Origin of the sequence: Streptomyces sp. NPDC058289 (assembly GCF_042880975.1) — a bacterium.
Classification (GTDB): Bacteria; Actinomycetota; Actinomycetes; order Streptomycetales; family Streptomycetaceae; genus Streptomyces; species Streptomyces stoeckheimensis.
In genome coordinates, this window is record NZ_JBHVYI010000059.1 from 21,759 (window position 1) to 45,557 (window position 23,799).

Here is a 23,799-nt window from a genome sequence, read left to right on the forward strand (position 1 = left end):
GACAGCCCCGGAGACTGGGGGAGGGTCACGCCTTGTCCCGGCTCCCCGGGGTGTCGGCCAAGCGGGCCGCCAATACCTGTCCTATGGCGGACAGATGGCGGGGTTGGGTCATGGCTCCGTGCACGCAGTCGATGTCGTGCACGTCGATCCGTCCGGTCGTATGCGGAGACCAGACGTCGGGAGTGAGGTCGCTGCCCGGCTTGTCGGCCGTGGCGGCGAAGAAGAGGATGTCGCCCAGGAACTTCCCGGCACTGATGCGATCGCTCAGGTTGGCGATGTCCACGAAGACCCCGACCAGCGCGGAGAGCCCCTCCGCGCCGAGTCCGGCGAGAGGACTTGTCGGTGATGTCGGGTCGTGTCCGATGGACTCGGTGATGGCACCCAGCACCTCCGGGCTGTCGTACGACAGCCGCTCGCTCTCCCAGCCGTCCGTGGGCAGGTAGCTGTCCATCAGGGCGAGCAGCGCGACTTCCTCGCCCTCCTCCTGCAGGCGGACCGCAAGGGAGTGCGCCACGATGCCGCCGAAGGACCATCCCAGGAGGGAGTACGGGCCGGAGGGCTGGACCGCCCGGATCTCCTTCAGGTAGTCCTCGACCATCTCCTCCAGCCGGGGTGCCGGGGCATCCGGCTCGCTGAACCTGCGTGCCTGCAGCCCGTAGAGAGGCTGCCGGCGGTCCAGGTGGCGCAGGAGCCCTGAGTACGACCAGCTGAGCCCGATCGCCGGATGGACACAGAACAGCGGGTCGAGGTCTCCTTCGGCGCGGAGAGGGAGCAGAACGCCCAACGAGTTCCCGGAAGAGGTCCCGGGCGCCTTGTCCAGCTGCTCGACGAGGGCCGCGATGGTGGGGGTCTCGAAGAGGCTGCGGACGGGAAGTTCGAGGTCGAGGGTGGTGCGGATGCGGCTGATGAGGCCGGTGGCGAGGAGGGAGTGGCCGCCGAGTTCGAAGAAGTTGTCGTCGATGCCCACCTCTCGTACGCCCAGGATCTCGGCGAACAGGCCGCACAGGATCTCCTCGCGCGGGGTGCGGGGCCCGCGCCCGGACGCGTTCGTCTCGTACGAGGGCGCGGGCAGGGCCCGGTGGTCCAGCTTGCTGTTGGCGGTCAGCGGCAGCTGGTCGAGGACCAGGAACGCCGCGGGCACCATGTATTCGGGCAGCAGGCCGGCCGTGTGGGTGCGCAGGGCTTCGGCGTCCACGGTGTCGGGGCCGGTTTCGGCGACGACGTAGGCGACGAGGCGCTTGTCGCCGGGCTGGTCCTCACGGGCGACGACCGCGACTTGGGACAGTCCCGGGAACTGGCCGAGTACGGCTTCGATTTCGCCGAGTTCGATGCGGAAGCCGCGGATCTTGACCTGGTCGTCGGCCCGGCCGACGAAGTTCAGGAGTCCGTTGCCCGACCAGCGGGCGAGGTCTCCGGTGCGGTACATGCGGCTGCCGGCCGGCCCGAACGGGTCGGCGACGAAGCGCTCCGCGGTCAGGTCCGGGCGGCCGTAGTAGCCGCGGGCCAGGCCCGTGCCCGCCAAGTAGAGCTCACCTGCGACGCCTTGGGGGACCAGGGAGAGGGTGTCGTCGAGGATGTAGGCGCGCATGCCGTCCAGCGGGCGTCCGACCGGGACCGGCGCGGGCACGGTGTCGCCCGCGGTCCAGGGGGCCTGGGTCGCGAACAGGGTCGTTTCGGTGGGGCCGTAGGCGCAGCGGACCAGGGTGTCGGGGCTGTGTTCCAGTACGCGGCGTACGGCGGTCGGGGAGATGAGGTCGCCGCCGGTGATGACTTCCCGTACGCCGGTGAAGCAGTCCGGGGCTTCCTCGGCCATGACGCGGAACAGGCCTGCGGTGATGTCCAGGCCGGTGATCTCCTCCTCGATGATCAGACGGGCGAGTTCGGCGACCGCAAGGTCGCCCTCGGGGGTGATGACGGTGCGCCCGCCGTGCAGCAGCGGTACCCAGAACGCGTACGTCGAGGGGTCGAAGGCGTACGAAGCCAGGAGCAGGACCCGCTCGTGGGCGCCCGGCCGCTCGAACATGCCGTCCACCACCAGGTCGAGGATGTCGCGGTGGGTGACCGCGACTCCCTTGGGACGCCCGGTGGAGCCCGACGTGTACATCACGTACGCCAGCTGCTCCGGCCGGCACTCCACACCCGGATCAACCACCGGCAGCGAGACCAGTTCGGCGTCCTGGTCGATCACCACGACCTGCGGGGCATCGGGCAGACCGCTCTCACGTGTCGCGGCGTCAGCGAGCAGCACCGGAGCGGAGGTCTCGTCGACGATCCACTGCATCCGCTCCAGCGGATATCCGCTGTGCAGCGGCAGGTAGAACGCGCCGGACTTCAGCACCGCCAGCAGGGCCACCACCAGGTCCACGGAGCGTTCCATCAGCACCGCGACCGGAGCCTCCGGGCGCACGCCCAGACCCAGCAGCCGGTGCGCCAGCTGATTCGCCCGCTCGTCCAACTCCCGGTAGGACAGCTCCCGTCCGGCACACCGCACCGCCACCGAGTCCGGAGAACGCAGCGCCTGCGCCGCGAAAGCCTCCTGCACGGAACCGGCCTCAAGCTCCTGACGGGGCTCCGCCCCCGCCCACGACTCCAGCAACCGCACACGCTCGGCCGGCGACAGGATCTGCGCTTCACCGATCCGGCGGTCGGGAGCGGTGCCGAGCTGCGTCAGCACCGCCACCAGCTGGGCCACCATCCGTTCGGCAGTGTCCTTCTCGAAGACGTCAGTGCTGTACTCCAGCATTCCGGCGAGCCCGGCCGGCCCGTTGTCGGCCGCGTGGCACTCGTTGAGGACGAAGCCGAGATCGAACTTGGCCGTACGGGTGCTGAAGGCCTCCTCGGCTTCCACCACCAGGCCGGGCAGTGAGAGCGCGCCTCCCACGGAGTTCTGCAGGACGACCATGACCTGGAAGAGCGGATGCCAGGCAGGCGAGCGCGTCGGATTCACGGCCTCGACCACGCGCTCGAACGGCACGTCCTGGTGCGTGTAGGCGGACAGCGCGGTCCCGCGGACCCGCTCCAGGAGTTCCCGGAACGTCGGGTTCCCCGAGGTGTCCGTCCGCAGCACGAGCGTGTTGAGGAAGACCCCGACCATGTCGTCGAGAGCGTCGTCGGTGCGTCCTGCGCTCGGGGTGCCGAGCGGAATGTCCGATCCCGCGCCCAGCCGGCTCAGCAGGGTGGCGACGGCGGCCTGGAGCACCATGAACAGCGTGGTGTTGGTCTCCCGGGCCAGGCCGACGAGCGCACGGTGCAGCTCGGCGTCGATGCGGACCGGAACCATGTCGCCCCGATAGCTGGCCACCTTGGGCCGCGGACGGTCGAAGGGCAGCTCGAGATGGGCCGGTGTTCCCGCCAAGGCCTCCTTCCAGTAGGCCAGTTGCCTGCTCACCGCAGATTCGGGGTCCGTTTCCGAGCCGAGGAGTTCGCGCTGCCACAGGGTGTAGTCGGCGTACTGCACCGGGAGCGCGGACCACTGCGGTGCGCGGCCCTGGAGCCGGGCGTCGAACGCGGTCTCCAGATCGCGTCCGAAGGGTCCCATCGAGGCGCCGTCGCTCGCGATGTGGTGCATGAGCAGCAGCAGTACCCGCTCCTTCGGGTTGATGGTGAACAGCGTTGCCCGGAACGGAGGTTCGGCGGACAGGTCGAAGACGTACTGCCCGGCGGCGTGCAGCGCCGCATTCAGTCCGTCCGCATCGCAGCTGATGTGATGCAGCGTCAGGGGTGTGGCGTCCGCACCCAGCACGGTCTGTGTCGTCCGGCCGTCGATCTCCCGGAACACCGTCCGCAAGGTCTCGTGCCGTACCGCTACGTCGTTGAGAGCCTGCTCCAGCGCATGCGCGTCCAGGTCTCCCGTGAGCCGGAACGCCACCGGAACGTTGTAGGTGGCACTCGCCCCTTCCAGCTCGTTCAGGAACCACAGCCGGTTCTGGGCCGGCGACAGCGGCACCAGTTCCGGGCGCTCCACTGCCGTCAGCGCGGGCCTGGCCGTATCCGCCTCTGCGACCCGGCCGGTCAGGGCGGCAACCGTAGGAGCTTCGAACAGGGCCCGTACCGGCAGTTCGACGCCCAGGATCGACCTGATCCGGCTGACGACCTTGGCCGCCAGCAGGGAATGCCCGCCCAGCTCGAAGAAGCTGTCGTCGATGCCCACCGTCGGCACGTCCAGGATCGCCGCGAACAGCCCGCACAGGATCTCCTCCTGCGGACTGCGCGCAGTACGACCGCCGGTCTCGGCTTCGTACACGGGCGCGGGCAGGGCCCGTCGGTCCAGCTTGCCGTTGGTGGTCAGCGGCAGCCGGTCCAGGACCACGACGGCGGAGGGGACCATGAACTCCGGCAAGGAGCTGCGTGCATGAGTGCGCAGGTCGTCCGCGCTCACCTCGGCGCCCGCGGACTCGGCCGCCACTACGTACCCCACCAGGCGCTTGTCGCCCGGCCGGTCCTCCCGCACCACCACCGCGACCTGTGCCACCGCCCGATGACGGCCCAGCACGGCTTCGATCTCGCCCAGCTCGATGCGGTATCCGCGGATCTTGACCTGGTCGTCGGCCCGGCCGACGAACTCCAGCTGGCCGTCGGCGCGCCACCGCACCAGGTCACCGGTGCGGTACATGCGGCTGCCGGCCGGGCCGAAGGGGTCGGCGACGAACCGCTCCGCCGTCAGCCCCGGACGCCGCAGGTATCCGCGGGCGAGGCCCGCGCCCGCGATGTACAGCTCTCCCGGCACCCCTCGCGGCGTCAGGTGCAGGCGCTCGTCCAGGACGTACGCCCGGGTGCCCCGCACCGGCGCCCCGATGGGGATGGACGCGGCCGGGTCGGTGCCGGACAGCGGCTTGCTGGCCGTCGCCGAGATCGTGGACTCGGTGGGCCCGTAGAGGTTGAGCATCCGCCGGCCGTCCGCCCAGCGTGCGATCAGTGCGGGCGGGCACGCCTCGCCGCCGACGCTCAGGACGCGCAGGGCGGGGAAGGGCCGCGCCGGGAGCGTGGCGAGCACGCTGGGCGGCATGTCGGCGCAGGAGATCCGGCGCTGCTCCAGGAAGTCGCCGAGGGCGTCCCCGACCAGGGGGCCGGGGGCGGGGACGACGAGGGTCGCGCCGAACCAGAACGCCCGGAGGAAGTCCTCCAGCGCCATGTCGAAGCTGATCGAGGCCAACTGCAGGACCCGGTCCTCCGGCCGTACCTGGTACGTCTCCGCCAGCGTGGCGGTCAGTGCGCAGATGCCGCGGTGGGTGACGGCCACGCCCTTGGGGGTGCCGGTGGAGCCCGATGTGTAGACGGTGTACGCCAGGTCGTCCGGCCGGAGTCGGGCGGTCCGCTCGGCATCCGTGGGATCGGCGCCGTCGAGTCCGGCCAGGGCAGCGGGATCGTCCAGCAGGAGGGCCCGCGGGCCGTCCTGGGGGAGCAGCCCGGCCGCCTCGCGGCTGGTGAGCACCCGGACCGGGGCGGCGTCCCGGAGCATGAAGGCGATGCGGTCCGCCGGGTAGGCCGGATCGACGGGGAGGAAGGCGGCGCCGGCCTTCAGGACGCCCAGCAGCGCCGCCACCATCTCCACGGACCGGGGCACCGCCAGCGCCACCAGGTGCTCGGAGCCGACGCCCTGCCCGATGAGCCAGTGGGCGACCTGGTTGGCCCGCGTGTTCAGCTCGGCGTAGGTGAGTACGGTGCCCTCGTGCTCCAGCGCCGGTGCGTCGGGGCGCAGCGCCGCATGTTCCTCGAACACGTCGGTGAGGAACCGGTGCCCGGGGGCAGGGGCCCCGGCCCCCTCGGCGAGCAGTGCGCTCCGCTCGGCGGGGGAGAGCAGTGCGGCGGCGCTGATCGGCAGGTCGGGGCGCTCGGCGAAGGCCGCCAGCAGCAGCCGCAGGCCCTCGGTGAACCGCTCCGCGGTGGTCGTGTCGGCCAGGTCGGTGCGGTACTCCAGGAAGCCGTCGAGCCCCGCGGGGGCCCCGGCGACGTCCGTGGACTCGTAGAAGTTGAACGTGAGGTCGAAGCTGGTCACGTCCTTGGTGAGGTCCTCGGTGACGGCCGACAGACCGGGCAGGTCGAACGCGGGAGCCGCCTGGGTGTGCAGCGCCAGCATCACCTGGAACAGGGGGTTGCGGGCCAGCGAGCGCTCCGGGTTGAGGACCTCCACGAGTCGTTCGAAGGGGACGTCCTGGTGGGAGTAGGCGGCGAGGTCGGTTTCGCGGGTGCGGGCGAGGAGTTCGCGGAAGGTGGGGTTTCCGGAGGTGTCGTTGCGCAGGACCAGGGTGTTGACGAAGAACCCGACGAGGTCGTCGAGGGCTTCGTCGGTGCGTCCTGCGACGGGGGTTCCCAGGGGGATGTCGGTGCCTGCGCCGAGTCGGCTGAGCAGGGTGGCGACGGCGGCCTGGAGCACCATGAACAGGGTGGTGTTCGTTTCCTGGGCCAGTTCGGCGAGCGCGCGGTGCAGTGCGGCGTCGATCCGGATCGGGACGGTGTCACCGCGGTAGTCGGCCACCTTGGGCCGGGGGCGGTCGAAGGGCAGCTCGAGCTGGTCGGGAATCCCGGCCAAGGCCTGCTTCCAGAAGGCGAGTTGCTCGTGCATCGGGGAGTGCGGATCGTCCTCCGCGCCGAGGAGTTCACGCTGCCACAGGGTGTAGTCGGCGTACTGCACGGGCAGCGGTGACCAGGCCGGTGCCGTGCCCGCGCAGCGTGCGGCGTAGGCGAGGCTGATGTCACGGGCCAGCGGGGCCAGCGACCAGCCGTCGTTTCCGATGTGGTGCAGCAGGAGGAGCAGGACGTGGTGGTCCGGGCCGGTCGTGAACAACCGGGCCCGGATCGGCGGATCGACGGTGACGTCGAAGCCGGTGTTGCCGGCGGCTCGAAGCGCCTCCTCCAGGTCCGCCGCGCCGACCTCCACCACGGGAAGCTCGGGGCGGACCTGGCCGGGCTCCAGAATGCGCTGCCGAGGCTCCCCGTCGACCTCCGGGAACACCGTCCGCAGGCTCTCGTGCCGACCGATCACCTCGCATAGCGCCGCTTCCAGGGCCGCGTGATCGAGGTGTCCGGAAAGCCGCACCGCGAACGGCAGGACGTACGTGGCGGTCGTCCTCTCCAGCTTGTTGAGGAACCAGAGGCGGTTCTGTGCCGGCGACAGCGGAATCCGTTCCGGGCGCTCCATCGCGGTCAGCGCGGTCCTGGACGATCCGGCCCGCGTGATCTGGTCGGCCAGGCCGGCGACGGTGGGGGCCTCGAAGAAGGTGCGGAAGGGGATTTCGATGTCGAGGGTGGTGCGGATGCGGCTGATGAGACGGGTGGCGAGGAGGGAGTGGCCGCCGAGCTCGAAGAAGTTGTCGTCGATGCCGACCTCTGACACGCCCAGGATCTCGGTGAACAGGCCGCAGAGGATCTCCTCGCGCGGAGTGCGGGGCCCGCGCCCGGACGCCTCCGTCTCGTACGAGGGCGCGGGCAGGGACCGGTAGTCGACCTTGCCGTTGCTGGTCAGCGGCAGCTGGTCCAGGACCACGAAGACGGAGGGGACCATGAACTCCGGGAGGAGTGCGGCCGTGTGGGTGCGGAGGTCTTCGGGGTCCACCGTGTGGTGGCCGGTCTCGACGACCGCGTAGGCCACCAGGCGCTTGCCGCCGGGCTGGTCCTCGCGGGCCATCACCGCCACCTGGGAGAGTCCGGGGAACTGGCCGAGCACGGTTTCGATTTCGCCGAGTTCGATGCGGAAGCCGCGGATCTTGACCTGGTCGTCGGCCCGGCCGACGAAGTCGAGGAGTCCGTCGCCCGCCCAGCGGGCGAGGTCTCCGGTGCGGTACATGCGGCTGCCGGCCGGCCCGAACGGGTCGGCGAGGAACCGTTCCGCGGTCAGGTCCGAGCGGCCGTAGTAGCCCCGGGCCAGGCCCGCACCCGCCAGGTAGAGCTCCCCGGTCCCCTCCAGGACGGGCTCCAGACGGTCGTCGAGGATGTAGGCGCGCATGCCGTCCAGCGGACGGCCGATCGGGATCGGCGCGGGGACGGTGTCGGTCGCGGTCCAGGGGGCCTGGGTCGCGAACAGGGTCGTCTCGGTGGGTCCGTACGTCGACCGCACCACGGTGTCGGGGCAGTGCTCCAGTACCCGGCGCACCGCGGTCGGGGAGATCACGTCGCCGCCGGTGATGACTTCCCGCACGCCGGTGAAGCAGTGCGGGGCCTCGTCGGCCATGACGCGGAACAGGCCCGCCGTCAGCTGAAGCCCGGTGATCTCCTCCTCCGAGATCAGCCGTGACAGCGTGGCCACGCTCAGGTCGCCTTCGGGCGACACGACCGTCCGGCCGCCGTGCAGGAGGGGAACCCACATCTCGTACGTCGAGGGGTCGAAGGCGTACGGAGCCACCATGAGCACCCGCTCGTGGGCGCCCGGCCGCTCGAACAGTCCGTCCACGACGAGCTCCAGGACGTCGCGGTGGGTGACCGCGACTCCCTTGGGGCGGCCCGTCGAGCCCGACGTGTACATCACGTACGCCAGCTGCTCCGGCCGGCACTCCACCCCCGGGTCGGTGACCGAGAGCGAGGCCAGCTCGGTGTCCTGGTCGATGAGGACGACCTGCGGGGCGTCGGGCAGGCCCCGCTCACGCTTCGCGGCGTCGGCCAGCAGCACCGGGGCGGAGGTCTCGTCGACGATCCACTGCATCCGCTCGAGCGGGTACCCGCTGTGCAGCGGCAGGTAGAAGGCGCCTGCCTTCAGTACCGCCAGGAGTGCCACGACCAGGTCCACGGAGCGTTCCATCAGCACCGCGACCGGTGCTTCCGGAGTCACGCCCAGGCCCAGCAGCCGGTGCGCCAGCTGGTTGGCCCGCTCGTCCAGCTCCCGGTACGACAGCTCCCGTCCGGAGCACCGCACCGCGACCGCACCCGGAGAGCGCAGCGCCTGCGCCGCAAAAGCCGCCTGCACGGAATCACCGATCAGCGCCGTACCCGACTCGAACGGCTGATCCTCAGCAAAATCAACAGCAGTTGCAGCACGCATTGCCAATAACTCTCTTTCGGGGTTGGGGTCGCGCGAATTCAGGTGGGCCGGCAACGCGGCTCTGCGGGTGCCAGGTGATCGTCGCGGCGGGTGGCCGCTGCGCGATCAACCTGACGAACGGCAGTCGTCGGGGCGGCGGCTCACCCGGTCATCCTTTGGCTCTCCAGATCCTCGGATCGTGCGTACAACTCCTGCGCGAACACCGCCCAGGTCTGCGCGTACTGGCGCGCCAGATCCGCCACCAGGCCGCCGGCGTGCGCCGGTACCGCGGCGGCCAGTTCGGCCCACATGTGCTGGTCGACGACGTTGTGCTGCAGCAGGCGCAGCAGGTGGCGGCCGGATTCCCGCTGGCGCAGGGCGGGGTCGCGCAGCAGCTTCTGCAGCACCGTTGCGGGGTCCACCTGGGGCGGCTCCACGCGCCGCCCCGCCGGGTTGACCACCGCGATGATCGGCGTGGTGATCGGTGTGCTCGAACGCCCCTTTACCGCACAGGAGTTGACCTCGGTGCGCGCTCTGGGACCGCCGCCTGAAGCGCCGGGATCCCTCCCTGCCTCCAGGAGCCTGCGGACGTCGCTCACCGTCGTCGGCGAGATCCCGGCCATCCGCGCCACCTCGCGCAGGGAGGCCTGCGGATGCTCGGCCAGGATCTCGGCCGCGCGCTGCCGGCCCTCCACGCTGCTCAGCGGCCGGACCCTGCCGTCCCCGCCGACCCGGAGGTCGTCCCGGGTGCCCGCGCCGGAACTCCGGCGGAGCGCCGCCACCGTCTTGGCGCCGAGGCCCGAGGCCCGGGCGATGGACCGGTCGGACAGGTGCGGATGGGTCGCCACGATCCTTGCCGCGGCAGCGCGCCGATCGGCCTGGGACAGGGGGAGCCCGTGCGTGACGTTCGCCTCGACGCCGCGCAGGAACGCGTCGTCGGCGCAGCCGTCGAAGAACTTCACGGAAATGGTCTGTTGGCCGCGCAGCCGGGCGGCGGCGAGGCGGTGCATCCCGTCGATGACGCGCATGGTCCGGCGGTCCACCAGGATGGGCGGAAGCGGCTCCTCGGTCTCGGCCAGCCGGGCGATGTGTTCCTCGTCCGCCCCCGCGGACCGGGGGGAGTCGCCGACCGTCACCGCGGTGACGGGAACCTCGGCGCACTGTGCTTCGCGTGGTTCCGCTCCGGATGCGGTCGGTCGGACCAGGCTCTCGGCTCCGATGACGGCGGTCGCTGCGTACGTCGCTCTCACTGGGTCGGCCTCCAGAGGTGGGCAGTGATGCGGAGTGGGCCGGTTCGCAGGCCCTCAAGACGACGCGGGTCGATCCGGCCACGCGGGGCGCGAGGCATAGCGGTGCTCCTCCAGAAGAGAGAGGTGTGGTCAATGACCGGGGATCCGGCCTGTTCGGAGGCCGTTCCCGGTGGTGATGGAGAGAGCTTCTCCCTCTGCACACCCCGCTCGTAAGGACTTGTGGCTGGCAGGACTCGCCCGGGCCGTTTGGTGCCAATCGCCGGGTCCCGGAAAAGCGGTCGACCAGCGTGTTTCCGGATTGGCATTCACCGGCCAGGCCGGTAGTGGCCATTCCCCGAAAGGGCCCTGGTGGAGCCGTTATCCGGTGTCCACTCGCTGCCTGGACCGGACTCGACGGCATGGACCATGCTGCGGGGACAGCCACGGCACCGGCGAAACAACGCAGGGCCGCCGGCTGTGAGTGTGAGTGAGGAGAGACCGGGGGCGTCCAACTGCGGCAGCGCCGCACATGGACACCCCGCCGGACCAGGCCTTTGCGGGTGACGCCGCACGGTGAGCAGGGAGACCCCCCGATTACCGTGCGGCGCCTTACCGGTGAGGCCGCCGGCGCGTGAGGAATTCCTTTTGCAGAGGCGTGTTTCACGCAGCAGCCATCGAGTTGAATTCCTCCCCGTGGCCATGCGAATCTCGCTCCACAAGGCCGCTGGGCCATTCGACGGGGGATCGTTCACAAGGTGATTGGCCGGGCAGAGGCTTTTCTGCGGCCATCGAATCCGGACCGTGACCCCCTTCAGTTCGTCAAGGATGAGTAAGTAGAAGGAGTGAGGTCGTGACCAATCCTTTCGAAGACCCCGAAGCGGAATACCTCGTACTGATCAACGAGGAGAAGCAGTATTCGCTCTGGCCGAAGTTCGCCGAGGTGCCGGCAGGCTGGACCGTCGTTCACCGGAGTGATCGCACATCGTGCATCGAGTACATCAACTCGACCTGGACGGAAATGCGGCCGCACAGCCTGGTCCAGCAGATGAGCGCAACGGCGTGAGCGTTCTTCTCCCTCGCAACCTCCAGTTCCTGCCCAGGCAGACGACCGGAACGGTGAAGTAAATGACTCATTCGGACGCATCCATTTTCGATGGGCTCGCCATCGACCATGTCGAGTTCTACGTCCAGGACACAGCGGTGGCTGCGGAGCAGTTCATCGACGGCTACGGATTCGAGATCTACGGAGCCGCCGGATCGGCGGAATCCGTCACGGCCGTCAGGTCGGTGGCGCTCGGCAGGAACGAGATCCGGCTGGTGCTGACGTCGGCGGAGGGTGTCGACCATCCTGCGGCCGCCTACGTGGCGCAGCACGGTGACGGGGTGGCCAACATCGCACTGACGACCCCCAACGCCAGGGAAATGTTCGCCGAGGCAGTGCGTCGGGGTGCGGTGGCGGTCGCGGAGCCGGCGGAGCGGGACGGGGTGCTGACTGCCTCGATCAGAGGCTTCGGGGACGTGTTCCACACCTTCGTGCAGCGGCCGGCCGGCAGCGATGTGCGGGAGCTTCCGGGTTTCTCCCCGGTTCCCGAGACGGGCGCCCGGTTCGACAGCGGCCTGAACACGATCGACCATTTCGCCATCTGCCTCGAAGCCGGGCAGCTGGCAGCCACCGTGGAGTTCTACGAAAAGGTCCTGGACTTCCAGATGATCTTCGAAGAGCGCATCGTGGTGGGAAAGCAGGCAATGGATTCCAGGGTGGTCCAGAGCCGGTCCGGTGCTGTCACGCTCACGCTGATCGAACCCGACACCTCGCTGGAGCCGGGGCAGATCGACGCGTTCCTGAAGAATCACGACGGGGCCGGTGTCCAGCACATCGCCTTCACCGTGGACAGCATCGTGGGGTCGGTGGGCCTCATGAAGTCGCGGGGTGTTTCCTTCCTGAGCACTCCTGCCGCCTACTACCGGCTGCTGGGCGTGGATCTGACGAAGTACTCGGTTTCCGAACTCAAGGAACTGGACGTCCTGGTCGACGAGGACCACGACGGCCAGCTGTTCCAGATCTTCACCGCCTCGGTCCACCCGCGCCGCACGCTCTTCATGGAGGTCATCGAGCGAATGGGCGCTCGTACCTTCGGAAGCGGAAACATCAAGGCGCTTTACGAAGCGGTCGAACGGCAGCGGGCCGAAGCAGAGGTCGGGAAGTAAATGACCCAGCAGCCCCTGTGCGTGGAGGACCTGCGACGGTCCGCCGCCGCACGCCTGACGCCGGCGGTGTGGGACTTCATTTCCGGCGGCAGCGGAACCGAATCAACCCTGGAGGCCAACCGGGCGGCGCTGGACGGTGTGTCGCTGGTACCCAGGGTGCTGGCAGGCGTCAAGGCGAGCGACACCGGCGCGCAGTTGCCGGGCGGCTCGGCGGCGCTTCCCCTCGCGGTCGCGCCGATGGCGTACCAGCGTCTGCTGCACCCGGAGGGCGAACTCGCCGCCGCGGAGGGTGCTCTGGCGGCGGGGGTGCCCTTCGTGGTCAGCACCATCAGCAGTCACTCGCTGGAGGAGATCGCCGCGGTCGGAGCGGACCTGTGGTTCCAGCTCTACTGGCTGCACGATCGCGGCCGGGTGCTCGAGCTGATCCGCCGCGCCGAACACGTCGGCTGCCAGGCCCTGATGGTGACCGTGGACGTCCCGATCATGGGCCGCCGACTGCGCGACCTGCGCAACGAGTTCACGCTCCCCTCCTGGATCCGCAGCGCCAACCTCGAGCCCGACGGACCCTCCGCGGCCCATGCGCGCCGGCCGGGCGAGTCGGCCGTGGCCGCCCACACGAAGATGGCCTTCGACTCGACTTTCGGCTGGTCCGACCTGGAGTGGATCCGGGAGCAGACCCGACTTCCCCTGGTGGTCAAGGGCATCCTCGATCCCAGGGATGCGGAACAGGCCGTCCGGCTCGGGGCCGACGCCGTGGTGGTTTCCAACCACGGTGGCCGACAGCTGGACAGCGCACCGGCCAGCATCACCGCACTGCCCTGGGTGGTCGAAGCGGTGGACGGGCAGTGCCAGGTCCTCATGGACAGCGGTGTCCGCAGCGGCACCGACATCCTGCGCGCTCTCGCGCTGGGCGCCGACGGGGTCCTGATCGGGCGCCCGGTGCTGTGGGGGTTGAGCGCAGCCGGGGCGCAGGGAGTCGCCCAGGTGTTCTCGATCCTGCGGACGGAACTCGAAGAGGCCCTCCTCCTGGCCGGCTGTGCCGATCTGGCTGCCGCACGTAGCTTGCGCTCAATTGTTTCCGGTTTGCGGGTCTGAATACCGCTGTTTGCGGCCTGGACGCCCTCCGGTGCCATCGAAGGAGAAATGAAGTCATGTCTGACAAGAACGACCACCAATTCGATGTCGTTGTCGTAGGTGGTGGTCCGGGCGGTTCCACCGTGTCCACCCTGATAGCCATGCAGGGGCACCGTGTCCTTCTCCTGGAGAAGGAGGAATTCCCCCGGTATCAGATCGGGGAGTCCCTGTTGCCCTCGACGGTGCACGGCATCTGCAAGCTCCTCGGCGTCTCGGAGGAGCTGGAGAAGGCCGCGTTCATGCCCAAGCGCGGCGGCACCTTCCGGTGGGGGAGCAGCCCCGAACCCTGGACGTTCTCGTTCTCCGTCTCCGAGACCTTCTCGGGCCCGACCTCGCTGGCCTACCAGGTCGAGCGGATGAAGTTCGACCAGATCCTCCTGGACAACGCGCGCTCCAAGGGCGTCGAGGTCCGCGAGAAGAGCTCCGTGGTGGACGTCATCGAGGAGGACGGCCGCATCAGCGGTGTGCGGTACGCCGACGCCGACGGAGTGCGCCACGAGGTGCGCAGCCGCTTCGTCGTGGACGCCTCCGGCAACAAGAGCCGCATTCACACCAAGATCGGCGGCACCCGGCACTACTCGGAGTTCTTCCAGAACATCGCGCTCTTCGGCTACTTCGAAGGCGGCAAGCGCCTCCCGGCACCCAACTCCGGCAACATCCTCTGCGCCGCCTTCGACGACGGCTGGTTCTGGTACATCCCGCTCACCGACGAACTCACCAGCGTCGGCGCGGTCCTGCGGCGCGAGGCGCTGGAGCGCGTGCAGGGCGACAAGGAGAAGGCTCTGATGAGCCTGATCGAGGAATGCCCGCTCATCGCGGAGCACCTGTCCGAGGCGCGCCGGGTGGAGAGCGGTCCCTACGGCGAGATCCGGATCCGCAAGGACTACTCGTACATCCAGGAGAAGTTCTGGCGCCCCGGCATGGTCCTGGTGGGCGATGCGGCGTGCTTCATCGACCCGGTCTTCTCCTCCGGTGTGCACCTCGCCACCTACAGCGGTCTGCTGGCCGCGCGCTCCATCAACTCGGTCCTGAGCGGGGACTTCGAGGAGGAGAAGTGCTTCGAGGAGTACGAGGCGCGCTACCGGAACGAGTACGCGCTCTTCCATGACTTCCTGGTGGCCTTCTACGACATGCACCGGGACGAGGACTCGTACTTCTGGACCGCCAAGAAGGTCATGAACAGCTCGACGTCCGGACTCGAGTCCTTCGTCGAACTGGTCGGCGGCGGCGCCTCGGGCGAAAGCGGACTGGTCAACGCCGGCTCCTACGCCGAGCAGCACGAGTCCACGTTCCGGGAGTTCTCCGAGCTGGTCGACGAGCCGGCCGGCGAGAGCGGAACGGATCGCGATCTCTTCGACTCGACGCTCGTGCAGTCCGTCCTGGAAGAGGGCGCCAAGATCCAGGTCCACGCCGCGCTGGGCGAGGTCCTCGACGACGAAGACCCGATCCGCGAGGGCGGTCTCGTGCCGTCCGCCGACGGAATGCGCTGGGCGGACCCCAGCTACTGACCTACAGGCTGACGGGGGTAGCGGTGATACGAACGATGGCCGTGGTCGGCACGGGTCTGATCGGCACCTCGATCGGCCTGGCGGTGAGCCGGCACGGCGTACGAGTGCATTTGCTGGACAAGGACGACGTGGCCGCCCGCACGGCCGCCGCCTTGGGAGCAGGCGTGAGGGGTGCGCCGGACGAGCCGGTCGACCTTGCAGTGATCGCCGTACCGCCGGGCGCGGTGGGCGGTGTGCTCGCGAAGATGCAGGCGCGAGGGCTGGCCCGGACCTACACCGACGTGGCCAGTGTGAAGGCGCAGCCGGCCCGGGACGTCTGGAAGTCCGGAGGTACGTCGGCCAGTTACGTGGGCGGGCATCCTCTGGCCGGCCGCGAGCGAGGCGGTCCGCTCGCCGCCCGCGCGGATCTGTTCGAGGACCGGCCCTGGGTGCTGACTCCGTCGGAGACGACGTCCCAGGACGCGGTGAACCGGGTGTTCGAAATGATCGCGCTGTGCGGGGCCGTCCCCGCGATCATGGGGGACCGCGCACACGACGACGCGGTGGCGTTGACCTCGCACGCTCCCCACGTGGTGGCCAGCCTGATGGCCGCGCGGTTGGAGCACGGCTCGCGGGCCTCGTTCCGGCTCGCCGGGGAGGCGCTGCGCGACGTGACGCGGATGGCCGTCCGGGACACCGAGCTGTGGAACGACATCCTGCAGGCCAACGCACCGGCCGTCGCCGGAGTGCTCCGGGAACTCAGGGACGACCTGACGACCCTGATGGCCACGCTCGACGACCTGTCCAGCGCACCGCAGGACGACGGCGGCCAGAGCCTGGGACCGGTGGCCGATCTGCTGAACAGGGGCGCTGCCGGACTGGCGGCGATTCAGGAACGGCAGGTCGCGGACCGGCAGACGCACGTGGAGGTCCTGGTCCCGGAGGGGCCCGGACAGCTGGTCCGCCTGCTGGACGTGCTCAGGACGCTCCACGTGGAGCAGGAGGACGTCGTACCGCGGTACTCCGCGGAGGAAGGCGCCCTCGCCCTCACGTTCGCGGTCCCGACCGTGCGTGCCGGCCGGATCGTACGGGAGCTGGACGGAGCCGGCTGGAAATCCGAATCCGTCAGCCCGGTCCCGGTGTCCGGCGTACGGAAGACGGCCGGAGAAATCCCGGAAAGGGCAGTCCGCGCGGCTGATCAATTCCATGTGGCGTAGGTCTGTTTTCGGGACGGCGCCACGCACAAACATTTCGTCGGATCGACACAGAGGAAACGAGGACAGGTGAATGCACACATACAATGACACCATTGCTGACCCTCTTCGCGTGGCCATCATCGGCACGGGAAACATCGGCTGCGACCTGCTGCTCAAGGTCATCGCCTCGCCCTATCTGCGGTGCGACATGTTCGCCGGCCGCCGGACCACCTCCCCGGGCATCGAACTCGCCGAAAATCGCGGGGTTCCGACGTCCGCCGACGGAATCGACGCCGTCGTCGCGATCGCGGACCGGATCGACCTGGTCTTCGATGCGACGTCGGCCGCGGACGCGGTGCACAACTACAAGGTGCTCGAAGCCCTCGGCGTTCCGGTCATCGACCTCACGCCGGCGAATCTCGGCAGGTTCTGCGTTCCGGCACTGAACCTCGAGGAGTGCCTCACCGAGCCCAACGTGAGCATGGTGTCCTGCGGCGGACAGGCTGCCGTTCCCATCGCGCACTGCTTCAGCGAAGCCTCCGAGAACGGCCTGGGCTACCTGGAGATCGCCACGGCCAGCTCGTCGGAGAGCGTCGGCCCCGCGACGCGGGCGAACATCGACGAATACGCCTTCACCACTCAGAAGGCGACGCACGAATTCAGCCGGGTGGAAACCGCCAGGACGATCCTCATCATCAATCCGGCAGAGCCGGGAATCGTCATGAGGAACACCATCGCGGTCCCGGCCTCCGAAAACATCGACATGGAGGCGCTGCGCGTCTCGGTCGACCTCATGGAGAAGCGGATCAATTCCTATGTACCTGGGTATCGCGTTGTCGTTCCGCCGGTTGCGACGGGCGATCGCATCATGGTGACCATCGAAGTGGAAGGACTCGGTGACTGGCTCCCGCGCTACGCCGGGAATCTGGACGTCATCACCTGCGCGGCGGTGGCTGTCGCCGAGGGCCGAGCGGAGGCACGTCGATGAGGACCCTTGACGAGCGCCGGCTCGAAATCTGTGACACGACCCTGCGCGACGGAAATCACGCAGTGGCGCATCAGCTGGGTCATTCGGACATCGTCGCCTACGCCAAGGCCGCCGAACTCGCGGGCGCCGACCTCCTGGAGGTCGGGCACGGCAATGGACTCGGTGCCTCGTCCATCCAGGTCGGCCGTGCCGCGCTGAGCGACATCGAGATGCTCACGGCCGCCCGCGACCAGCTGAAGCAGACGCGCCTCGGCGTCCTGTCCATCCCCGGGTTCGCCACCGTCGAACGCGATCTGAAGCCCGCACTGGACTGCGGAGTCGACGAGGTCCGGGTCGGTGCGCACTGCTCGGAAGCGGACGTGACCCGCCAGCAGATCACCATGCTGCGTTCGATGGGCGTCACCGTCAAAGGCCTGCTGCTGATGAGCCACATGGCCTCGACCAAGAAGCTCATCGAGCAGGCCCGGCTCATGGAGGGGTACGGAGCACACGCCGTCATCCTGATGGACTCGGCCGGCGCCTACACCCCGGACGCCGTCACGGAGAAGGTCGGCGCGCTCGTCGAGGCACTCGACATCGAGATCGGCTTCCACGGCCACAACAACCTCGGCCTCTCGGTGACGAACAGCATGGCCGCCATCAAGGCCGGCGCGACCATCGTGGACGTCACGGCCCGCGGCTTCGGCGCCGGCGCCGGCAACGCACCGCTCGAACTGATCGCAGCGAACCTGCACCTGGAGCAGATCGACACCAAGCTCCAGCTGTTCGCCGCCCTCGACGCGGGCGATCTCGCGGAATCCACCTTCGTCAAGCGCGTTCCGACGAACGACAGCGTGACCATCACCAGCGGAATCGCCGGTGTCTTCTCCGGATTCGCCGGACCCACGCGCCGCGCCGCGGAGCAGTTCCAGGTGGACCCGCGGGAAATCCTGATGGAGCTGGGCCGCCGGGGCGTCGTCGCCGGCCAGGAGGACTCGATCATCGAAGTCGCGATGGATCTCGCCCAGAAGAACTCTCTCTACGCCGTCATGTGACGGACTTTCAGAAATCCGAGGAGCAAAAATGACGTTGACATTGGATTCCGCACGCGAGGTCGGAGCGGATTACGCGGCGGTCGCCGCACTGCTCCAGATCGGCGCCGAGATCGGCGTGGACCAGGTGCTGGACTCGGGCCGCACCTTCGGTGTCGCCGATCTGGCCGAGGTGACGGGTCTTTCCCAGGAACGCCTCGGGGCATTCGTGCACGCGCTGTCGGCCGCCGGACTGCTCGCGGCCGAGGACGGAAACGGCCTGTACCGCGCGTCCGACGACTACGCGGACTGGAGGCACCAGGTCGGGTACCTGTCCTGGTCCCTGACCGCCAACAGCCCGTTCCTGCAGAACGCGCGCGCCTTCCTCTCCGACAGCGAGACCGCCGCCGACACCTACCAGCGCGACGGGCGCCGGGTGGCGGTCAGCTCGCGCTGGATCGGGGACCGTACCTTCTACCCCGCCGTCGTCGAACGGGTCGTGGCCGCAGGCGCCAAGCACGTCGTCGACCTCGGCGCGGGTGCGGCCGGCCTGCTCATCGACCTTCTCGTCCAGGACGACAGCCGGACCGGCGTCGCCCTGGACCTGAGCTCGGGGGCCTGCGCCGCCGCGCGGGAAGATGCGGCACGCGCCGGGGTCGACGGCCGGCTCCAGGTCGTGGAGCGGTCGGTCGAGTCCCTGATCGACGACCCCAGTCCGCTGGAGGGGGCCGACGTCATCCAGGCCTGCTTCGTGATGCACGACGTCCTGCAGGACGAGGCCGCCTTCGACGACGTGCTGCGCACCTGCCACAAGGCCCTCGCCCCCGGCGGCGTCCTGGCCGTGGTCGACGCGGTCTCCTACGGGCAGGAGGAGCGCGAGCGCAAGTTCAGCGCCCTCTTCACCTACCTGCACTCGGACTTCATGGGCATCAACCTGCCCACTGCGGACCAGTGGGTGGAGAAGTTCCGCAGCGCCGGCTTCTCGGACGTCGACTGCACCTCCCAGGTCATGCCGGGTGGCCGGCTGTTCCTGGCGACCAAGTAGTCCGGGCACGCGTCATGCTTCAGGAACCCCGAGCCGTTCACCAGCGCATAGCCGTCGAACTGTGGAACGCCAAGAAGGAACGCAAGCCGATACCGCCCATCTCCGCCCGGTATCCCGACTTCACCGCACAGGACGCCTACGTCATCCAGCGCGCATTCCGTGACCTGGAACACGAGGACGGGGCGGTGCACGCCGGATACAAGATCGGCGCGACGAGTCTGGCCATTCAGGAGATGTTCGGTGTCGACGAACCGGATTTCGGCTTCCTGACCGAAGGCATGATCCTCGCCGACGGCGCCCGCCTCGATCCGGGACGGTTCATCTCGCCCAAGGTCGAAGGGGAGATCGCCTTCCGGATCGGCGCCGATCTCTCCGATCCCCGTACGACCGCTGCGGACGTACTGGACGCCACCATCGAGGTCTTCCCGGCCCTGGAGGTGCTCGACAGTCGTATCGAGAACTGGGACATCGCGTGGGTGGACACCGTCGCGGACAACGCCTCGTCGGCCATGGTCGTCGTGGGTGAGGCGGTTCCCTTCGACGGACGCGATCTCGCCGCCGAGACCATGGTCTTCGAGTCGGGTGACCGCGTGCTGACGGCGACCGGTGCGGCCGTGATGGGGCATCCGGCGGAGTCCGTGGCATGTCTCGTGCGCCTGTTGGCCTCTTTCGGTGCCGGGATCGGTGCCGGCGACGTGGTCCTGGCCGGATCCCTGGCCGCAGCGGTTGACCTCACGGCAGGTGCCACCGTCAGGGCGTCATTCGGGTCCTTGGGATCCGTGTCCCTTTCTGCCTCAAGCAACTGAGGTCTTGTGTGGCCCTCTCCGTGCGGCACACGTGCGATCTCGACCCCGAAAGAGGGTGATTGAAAAATGCTCATGTCAAGTGTTGTTCGTTTTACCGAGGACCGGCCGTTCGAGTCGGGTACGGCGCTGATCGGTGATTCCGTGCAGGCGGCTTTTGCGGCGCAGGCGCTGCGTTCTCCGGACGCGGTGGCGGTGCGGTGTGCCGGACGGGAGTTGTCGTACCGGGAGTTGGACGAGCGGGCGAATCAGCTGGCGCACCGGCTGGTGGGTCTGGGCGTGCGCCCGGAGGCTCCGGTCGCGGTGCTGATGGAACGCTCCGTGGACCTGGTGGTGGCCCTGCTGGCGGTGCTGAAGTCCGGCGCGTTCTACCTGCCGCTGCACAGCGGCTATCCGCTGGAGCGGATGCAGTGGATCGTCGACGAGACCTCCGCTCCGGTGCTGCTGGCCGACGCCGCGAAGCGTGAGCGGGGTCTGCCCGACGCGCCGCAGGTCGTCCTTGTGGACCGGGACGTCGAGCTGGCCTCGCTGACGGTGGTTGATCCGGGTGTGGAGTGCCGGCCGGAGCAGCTGGCGTACGTGATGTACACGTCGGGCTCCACGGGCCGCCCCAAGGGCGTTGCGGTCACCCACCGCGACATCCTGGAGCTGGTGGTGGACGGCATGTTCGAGCGGCCGGGCGCCCACGAGCGGGTCCTGATGATGGCTCCGTACGCCTTCGACCCCTCGACGTACGAGATGTGGGTTCCGCTGCTGCACGGCGGCCGCACCGTCATCACACCCGAGGGCGACCTGAGTGTGGCGACGCTGTCACGGCTGATCTCGGAGGAGGAGATCACCGGGCTTCAGGTGACGGCGGGTCTGTTCCGGGTGATGGCCGAGGAGGACCCCGCCTGCTTCGCAGGGGTGCGGGAAGTCATCACCGGCGGCGACGTGATCTCCCCGACCGCGGTGCGCCGGGTGCTGGAGCACTGCCCCGACACCGTGGTGCGCGGCGCGTACGGGCCCACCGAGACGACCCTGTTCGCAACCCAGGCCCCGTGGACCGCGGGCGACGCGGTGCCGGCGCCGATCCCGATCGGGAGTCCGCTGGACGGCATGCGCGCCTACATCCTGGACGACGCCCTCTCCCTGCTCCCCGAGGGTGTGGCAGGGGAGCTGTACCTGGCGGGCACGGGTCTGGCCCGGGGCTACTACGGGCGTGCGGACCTGACGGCGGAGCGGTTCGTCGCCGACCCGTTCGGGCCGGCCGGCAGCCGGATGTACCGGACCGGAGACCTGGCCCGGTGGGCGGGCGAAGGACTCCTGGACTTCGTGGGCCGGGCGGACGACCAGGTCAAGATCCGCGGCTTCCGCATCGAACTCGGCGAAATCGAAGCCGTACTCGGCCGCTTCCCCGGACTGTCCCAGGTGGCCGTCATGGCCCGTGAGGACCAGGACGGCGACAAGCGCCTCGTGGCCTACGTGGTCGCCGAGGCCGGCCAGGACACGGTGGACACCGGGGCCCTGCGCACCCACGCCGCCGGCCTGCTGCCCGAGTACATGGTGCCCTCGGCGTTCCTGGTCCTGGACCGGCTGCCGCTGACCGGCAACGGCAAGGTCGACTACCGGGCCCTGCCCGCCTCCGAGCTGCCCGCCCCCGCACCCGGAACCGGACGCGGTCCGCGGACCCCGCGCGAGGAGATCCTCTGCGGCCTGTTCGCGGAGATCCTGGGCGTGCCCACCGTCGGCATCGACGACAACTTCTTCGAACTCGGCGGCCACTCCCTCCTCGCCACCCGTCTCATCAGCCGCATCCGGGCCATCCTGGGCGTGAGGCTCTCGATCCGCAGCCTGCTCAACACTCCGACCGTGGCCGCCCTGTCGAACCTGGGCCAGGCGAACAGCGAGGCGCAGGACAGCGGGCTGGAGCACGTGCTGAACCTGCGGCCGGTCGGCAGCCGTACGCCGCTGTTCTGCGTGCACCCCGGAGGCGGCATGGCCTGGTGCTACGCGGGGCTGCTGCGCTACGTACCGAAGGACCACCCGGTGTACGGGCTCCAGGCCAGCGGACTGGCCGCGGACGAGCCGCTCCCCGCCGACATGGACGAGCTGATCGAGGACTACCTCGGCCGTATCCGGGCGATCCAGCCGTCAGGCCCGTATGCCCTTTTGGGCTGGTCCTTCGGCGGCAAGGCCGCCCATACCCTGGCCGCTCGCCTCCAGCAGGAGGGCGAGGAGGTGTCCCTGCTGGCCGTGCTCGATGCCGGCACCGGAGGGCACGCCAGCGCGGACGACAGCACGCGCAGCCAGCGCGATCTCCTGGAACTCGCGTTCGACGGAATCGGTGCCTTTCACGCCGAACCGGGTGACGAGCCGATCGAGATGCCGCGCATCCTCGAAATCCTCAAGTCCCATGGCGGAACCCTTGCCAGCCTTGAGGAACGGACCGTCGCCGCCCTCATCGACATCACCGAGAACAACCTCAAGATCAGCCGGGTGGCAGCCCCCGAGCAGTACGACGGCGGCATGCTCTTCTTCGAGGCGGCCGGCCAGGACGGTGCTTCCACCGGACTTTCCGAGCTCTGGGAGCCGTACGTGAGCGGCCGGATCGAGCATCACGTCACTCCGTTCACGCACATGCAGCTGATGAGTGCGGACGCACTCGCGGACATCGCTCCCGTTCTGGCGCGAGCGCTGAAGAACAACGCAGATGGACCGGATGGGAAAAGGGGCCACTAATGTCCGACAATCCGAAGCCCAATAGGTCGGCGATGCACCGAGGGCAGGTGCTGCGGGTCGAATGGCTGACCCCGCACATGGTCAGGGTCGTGCTCGGCGGCGAGGGCCTGCAAGGGTTCGACGCCGGGCAGTACACCGATCACTACGTCAAGCTCGTCTTCCCCCTGGAGGACGTGCAGTACCCCGAGCCGTTCGACCTCGCGGCCGTCCGCAAGGACCTCCCCAGGGACCAGTGGCCCAGGACCCGGACGTACACGGTGCGCAGCTGGGACCCGGACGCCATCGAGCTGGCCGTGGACTTCGCCTGTCACGGTGACAACGGTCTGGCCGCTCGCTGGGCCGCGAACGCCCAGCCCGGGGACGAGATCCATTTCGTCGGACCCGGCGGCGGCTACTCGCCCGACACGGAGGCCGATTGGCATCTGTTCGCCGGGGACGAGAGCGCCCTGCCCGCGATCGCAGCTTCCTTGGAGGCGCTGCCGCCGGGGGCGGTGGCCAAGGCGTTCATCGAGGTCTCCGGTCCGGACGAGGAACAGAAGATCCACGCGCCGGCCGATGCCGACATCGTCTGGCTGCACCGCGGGGACGGCCAGATCGGCACGGCGCTTCACGAGGCCGTCTGCGCAGCGGACTTCCCGGAGGGCACGGTGCACGCCTTCGTCCATGGAGAGGCGCACTTCGTGAAGTCGCTGCGGCATCACCTCCGGGTGGAACGCGGCCTGGCGCGTGAGCAGCTGTCCATTTCCGGCTACTGGCGGCGCGGGGTGGACGAGGACGGCTGGCAGTCCACGAAGTCCGAGTGGAACCGCGACGTGGCGGACCCGACCCCGGCGTAGTTCCCGGTCTTTCCCGGTCTCCTCCCGGACATCGGTGACCTCGCGCCCCACTGCTCGTGGACGGCGGGGTCACCGGTGATCCCGTGCGCGTCAGTTTTTGCTGGGCCAACCGAAAGTCGCGCGATCCACCAAACCCCTGAAAGAGAGAAATTGGCAATGCGTGTTGCAACTGCTGTTGATTTTGCCGAGGAC

Annotated in this window: 13 protein-coding genes; 11 read left to right on the plus strand and 2 right to left on the minus strand. The window is 69.1% G+C overall.

Annotation, left to right across the window (positions count from 1 at the left end; translation table 11 throughout):
- Positions 1 to 25: 25 nt before the first annotated feature.
- Together ACFVX6_RS27095 and ACFVX6_RS27100 are read right to left on the minus strand one after the other, a co-directional pair.
- Positions 26 to 8,896: an amino acid adenylation domain-containing protein gene (locus ACFVX6_RS27095; RefSeq protein WP_389695698.1), complete on the minus strand. Its 8,871-nt coding sequence runs from the start codon at positions 8,894 to 8,896 to the stop codon at positions 26 to 28.
- A 215-nt stretch (positions 8,897 to 9,111) separates the two neighbouring features.
- The gene (locus ACFVX6_RS27100; RefSeq protein WP_389695700.1) at positions 9,112 to 10,200 is read right to left on the minus strand and encodes a transcriptional regulator; all 1,089 of its coding nucleotides are present in this window, start codon (positions 10,198 to 10,200) and stop codon (positions 9,112 to 9,114) included.
- Positions 10,201 to 11,029: 829 nt separating this feature from the next.
- On the opposite strand from ACFVX6_RS27100, the gene ACFVX6_RS27105 reads away from it, so the two are divergent.
- The 11 genes from ACFVX6_RS27105 (at position 11,030) to ACFVX6_RS27155 (ending at position 23,607) form a co-directional block, all read left to right on the plus strand.
- Positions 11,030 to 11,242 (plus strand): MbtH family protein, encoded by a 213-nt coding sequence (locus tag ACFVX6_RS27105; protein WP_389695702.1) that lies wholly within the window; start codon positions 11,030 to 11,032, stop codon positions 11,240 to 11,242.
- Positions 11,243 to 11,304: 62 nt separating this feature from the next.
- The gene (hppD, locus tag ACFVX6_RS27110) at positions 11,305 to 12,387 is read left to right on the plus strand and encodes a 4-hydroxyphenylpyruvate dioxygenase (protein ID WP_389695704.1); all 1,083 of its coding nucleotides are present in this window, start codon (positions 11,305 to 11,307) and stop codon (positions 12,385 to 12,387) included.
- Positions 12,388 to 13,482, plus strand: a complete 1,095-nt coding sequence (locus tag ACFVX6_RS27115; protein WP_389695706.1) for an alpha-hydroxy acid oxidase — start codon at positions 12,388 to 12,390, stop codon at positions 13,480 to 13,482.
- Positions 13,483 to 13,538: 56 nt separating this feature from the next.
- Positions 13,539 to 15,029 (plus strand): tryptophan 7-halogenase, encoded by a 1,491-nt coding sequence (locus ACFVX6_RS27120; RefSeq protein ID WP_389695708.1) that lies wholly within the window; start codon positions 13,539 to 13,541, stop codon positions 15,027 to 15,029.
- A 23-nt stretch (positions 15,030 to 15,052) separates the two neighbouring features.
- Complete coding sequence (locus tag ACFVX6_RS27125; protein WP_389695710.1) at positions 15,053 to 16,225, plus strand: prephenate dehydrogenase; 1,173 nt, start codon at positions 15,053 to 15,055, stop codon at positions 16,223 to 16,225.
- Positions 16,226 to 16,334: 109 nt separating this feature from the next.
- Positions 16,335 to 17,192 carry an acetaldehyde dehydrogenase (acetylating) gene (locus ACFVX6_RS27130; protein ID WP_389695712.1) on the plus strand — a complete coding sequence of 286 codons (858 nt, stop codon included), beginning with the start codon at positions 16,335 to 16,337 and terminating at the stop codon, positions 17,190 to 17,192.
- Complete coding sequence (gene dmpG, locus ACFVX6_RS27135) at positions 17,189 to 18,226, plus strand: 4-hydroxy-2-oxovalerate aldolase (protein ID WP_389695714.1); 1,038 nt, start codon at positions 17,189 to 17,191, stop codon at positions 18,224 to 18,226. Before ACFVX6_RS27130 ends, dmpG begins: the two co-directional genes overlap by 4 nt.
- A gap of 28 nt (positions 18,227 to 18,254) precedes the next feature.
- Positions 18,255 to 19,247 carry a class I SAM-dependent methyltransferase gene (locus ACFVX6_RS27140; protein ID WP_389695716.1) on the plus strand — a complete coding sequence of 331 codons (993 nt, stop codon included), beginning with the start codon at positions 18,255 to 18,257 and terminating at the stop codon, positions 19,245 to 19,247.
- A 14-nt stretch (positions 19,248 to 19,261) separates the two neighbouring features.
- Positions 19,262 to 20,053: a 2-keto-4-pentenoate hydratase gene (locus ACFVX6_RS27145; RefSeq protein ID WP_389695718.1), complete on the plus strand. Its 792-nt coding sequence runs from the start codon at positions 19,262 to 19,264 to the stop codon at positions 20,051 to 20,053.
- Positions 20,054 to 20,125: 72 nt separating this feature from the next.
- Positions 20,126 to 22,771: an amino acid adenylation domain-containing protein gene (locus ACFVX6_RS27150; protein ID WP_389695720.1), complete on the plus strand. Its 2,646-nt coding sequence runs from the start codon at positions 20,126 to 20,128 to the stop codon at positions 22,769 to 22,771.
- On the plus strand, positions 22,771 to 23,607 hold the full coding sequence (locus ACFVX6_RS27155; RefSeq protein ID WP_389695722.1) for a siderophore-interacting protein: 837 nt from the start codon (positions 22,771 to 22,773) through the stop codon (positions 23,605 to 23,607). Before ACFVX6_RS27150 ends, ACFVX6_RS27155 begins: the two co-directional genes overlap by 1 nt.
- Positions 23,608 to 23,799: the final 192 nt, after the last annotated feature.

Excerpts from the sequence above, each read along its gene's own strand:
- dmpG (WP_389695714.1), top strand. The coding sequence starts at position 17,189 with ATGAGGACCCTTGACGAGCGCCGGCTCGAAATCTGTGACACGACCCTG.
- hppD (WP_389695704.1), top strand. The coding sequence starts at position 11,305 with ATGACTCATTCGGACGCATCCATTTTCGATGGGCTCGCCATCGACCAT.
- ACFVX6_RS27115 (WP_389695706.1), top strand. The coding sequence starts at position 12,388 with ATGACCCAGCAGCCCCTGTGCGTGGAGGACCTGCGACGGTCCGCCGCC.
- ACFVX6_RS27150 (WP_389695720.1), top strand. The coding sequence starts at position 20,126 with ATGTCAAGTGTTGTTCGTTTTACCGAGGACCGGCCGTTCGAGTCGGGT.
- ACFVX6_RS27155 (WP_389695722.1), top strand. The coding sequence starts at position 22,771 with ATGTCCGACAATCCGAAGCCCAATAGGTCGGCGATGCACCGAGGGCAG.
- ACFVX6_RS27140 (WP_389695716.1), top strand. The coding sequence starts at position 18,255 with ATGACGTTGACATTGGATTCCGCACGCGAGGTCGGAGCGGATTACGCG.
- ACFVX6_RS27145 (WP_389695718.1), top strand. The coding sequence starts at position 19,262 with ATGCTTCAGGAACCCCGAGCCGTTCACCAGCGCATAGCCGTCGAACTG.
- ACFVX6_RS27120 (WP_389695708.1), top strand. The coding sequence starts at position 13,539 with ATGTCTGACAAGAACGACCACCAATTCGATGTCGTTGTCGTAGGTGGT.